This window comes from Stieleria sp., from assembly GCF_041595215.1.
GTDB classification, from domain to species: domain Bacteria; phylum Planctomycetota; class Planctomycetia; order Pirellulales; family Pirellulaceae; genus Stieleria; species Stieleria magnilauensis.
Genome location: NZ_JBFHKV010001096.1, coordinates 1 through 2796, shown reverse-complemented (window position 1 = coordinate 2796; position 2796 = coordinate 1). Strand labels below are relative to the sequence as shown.

At 60.2% G+C, this 2796-nt stretch carries 2 protein-coding genes; both read right to left on the bottom strand.

The annotated features are described in order from the left end of the window. A partial coding sequence (locus tag ABX749_RS28425; RefSeq protein WP_372899005.1) for an FG-GAP-like repeat-containing protein occupies window positions 1-1940 on the bottom strand: 1940 nt, incomplete at its 3' end. 136 nt (window positions 1941-2076) lie between these two features. Next, window positions 2077-2796 (bottom strand): DUF1559 domain-containing protein (locus ABX749_RS28420; RefSeq protein ID WP_372899004.1); only part of this gene is annotated, 720 nt, incomplete at its 5' end.

Sequence of the window (2796 nt, the reverse complement as noted above, 5' to 3'; positions counted from 1 at the left end):
GTGGGTGAGATCCATTTGCCATCCGGCCCCTTTTTGGGCAGCGCAAACCCACCTTCCATCTCGATGTAATTGGATTCGAACAGGTCCGGCAGCCGATCGCCGTTGAGATCCGCGATGGCGACCGACGCGGTGAACCGATCTGGAAAGGTTCCCAGCCCTGAGGTCTGCTCGCGAAAAGTTCCATCGCCGTTATTGATCAGCAAACGGTTGTGCCCCAGGCTGCCCAGGAACAGATCGGGAAAGCCGTCTTGATTGACATCGCCGGCGGCCAGCCCGGAGGAATAATGAAAGTCTTCCGCATCCGCGGCGACGGTCTGGTCAACGAACCTCGACGACTCGCGGCGGAACAACACATTGGAACGCGTGCATTGATCGGTTGGCGGGTCGCCTGATCCTTGCGCGAGGTAAACATCGGGCCGACCATCCAGGTCATAGTCCAGCACCGCGATCCCGCCACCGAGCGATTCATGGATGGGAATGGTGGCCAAGTCGATTTCCACGTCCTTGTACCACTGGAAATTCAATCCCAGCTCGCCGGCTCGATTGACCAAACGCGGCGTGGCAGCGACGTCACGTGCCGGCGTCGACGACCGCGGTTGTTCCGACGGCGTACCGACCAACAGCTTTTCTCGCTGAGATTTCATCTCAAAGTCCGAGGGGGCGAGTCCCAGCAAGGAGACTTCGACCGTCATGTCCGCCACCGACGGGTCTTGCAAAAGCTGGGCGCGCTGTTGAGAAACCATTTGCCGCGGCCCGATCGCGTCGGCGGGCAAGAGGGTCGACGTCCAGCCGAGTGTCTCAAAGGGGCGTCCGAGTTCCATCAGGTAGCGCGCCAGTTGAGTTCGTTTTTCTCTGTTCGCCGAAGCTTCCCCCACCTCCTTGGCCAAGCGTTCGGTCTGTGCGATCTCCACGCCCCGGTTTCGAAACTGCGCGCTGTCCTCGGGACGGTCGAGTGCCGCCAGGACTTTCCCCAGACGCTGATAACACACTCGGTCGGTCGGATCGCGAGTGATGGATTCCAGCAGCGCGGCGGCCGCGGCTTCGTGAGCCCGGCTGTCGATGAAAAAAACCCCCAGGGCGGACCAGTAGTCGCTGAATTGTTCCACCTCGGGTGAAAGACTTGCGTGCCATTGCCCGAACGCCTCCCATCGCTGCGTTTCGGCCAACAGCCGTCCATAGAACGCTTGGGCGGCCACACTTTCAAAGCCGTCGCGGCTTTGGTCGCCGAGTTGCTCGAGGGCGCGGTCATGCTGATCAAGGCTAAAGTACCAGCGGGCTTTTCCTAGTCCCGGCGCGAATTGGTTCTCCGGCGGTTGGCCTTTGGTCAGCAGGACCTTCATCAGATCGGGTGTCGGAAAGGCCAGGCGACGACCGATCAGGGAGAACAATTCCGGCTCGCTGGCCAAGCCCAAGCGGCACAGTGTCAGGGCTTGATCGCAAGCTTCCTGTCGGCGTCCGACAAAGTTCAACAGCCGCCAGGCTTCGTGACGCCACCGCGGTTGGTCTTGCTTGGTTTGGAGCGCTTGCAGCAGTGTGTCGGCGGCTTCCGACGGGCGCTCGAGCTTGGCCAGAACTTGATAACGCAGATCGATGACGGCGGGCCAGACGGACGAATCGGGGTCGACCGAGCGTGAAATGTCGACGGCGGATTCCAGGTTGCCCCGAGCGGCCTCGACTTGGGCGGTGAGCGCCTTGGCATCGTCGTTGTCACCGTGACGAATCATCAACGCATACAGCGATTGGGCGGCAGCGTCGTGATCGCCGCTTTCGGCTAGCGCACGCGCGTCCTTCAAAGCAGACTGCAGGTCCGCAGTATTGTCCGCCGTGACGGATGCCTGATCCGAGTCGCGAGTGGCGTGTGGATCTGAATCGCGCCGGCATCCGACCAGCAGCAAGGTCACCGCGAGGGTGAAGATCGAAGCAAAAATCCGCTTGGACACGTTTGGAAAATGGGTAGGGGTTGCCGCTCGTTGCCGCCAAACGGCTGATGGTTGCAGGTGACAAACTCGTACAAAAAAACCTCGCCCGCGGACTACACGGACGAGGTGTCTTGTTCAGCAGAATCGTTCTACGACACTACTGGTTCAACTGTTCTTCGATGGTTTCCTTCGAAGCCCGGCTGCCGAGTGATCCCCACAGACCGTACACGCTTTTCTTGCCGGTCTTGTAGAGCGCACCGGGTGCTCGTGGCGAATCCCAGGCACCGTTGGTGGGCGAGTTTTGGTCGCCGGATTCGACCGAATCGGTCATGAAGATCACCGCACCGTCACCCATCAAGATGTGGGCACCACCTTGGTGGCGGCTACTCGGCGGAGCCGAACCGACGTTGTCGTGCCAGCCATTGAAGCAGACTTCCGAGTTCGGCGGTCGGATGGTGTTGACCATCGTCATGCCCATCGAGGCCCACGCCCAGTTCATGCCACGACCGTTGGTGTTCTCGGCGACAATCGGTGGCGGCGTGCATAGCGTTGCATCGTCACACCAAAACATCGGTGAGTCGGGCAGAAGCTGGTTTGCTTCGACACAGTGCAGCGGGTTCTTCTCGACAACCCAGCCACCGTTGGTGATCGAGAGCGATCCACGTTTGTCGCGGTCACCCAAGTCGGTCACGATTTCGGCCATCGCGATGGTGTTGGACAATCCGTCCAGAACATCACGGAACTTGGTCGCGCGTTTGCGGGAAAAGTATCCACGATCAGCGGCGCTAAACCAAATCGGGCGCCAATCATCTGGCGGTGGAGACAAGTTGCCTTCTTTGGGACCGTTGTCCCAAACCTGGCTGAACGAGTCACCGAC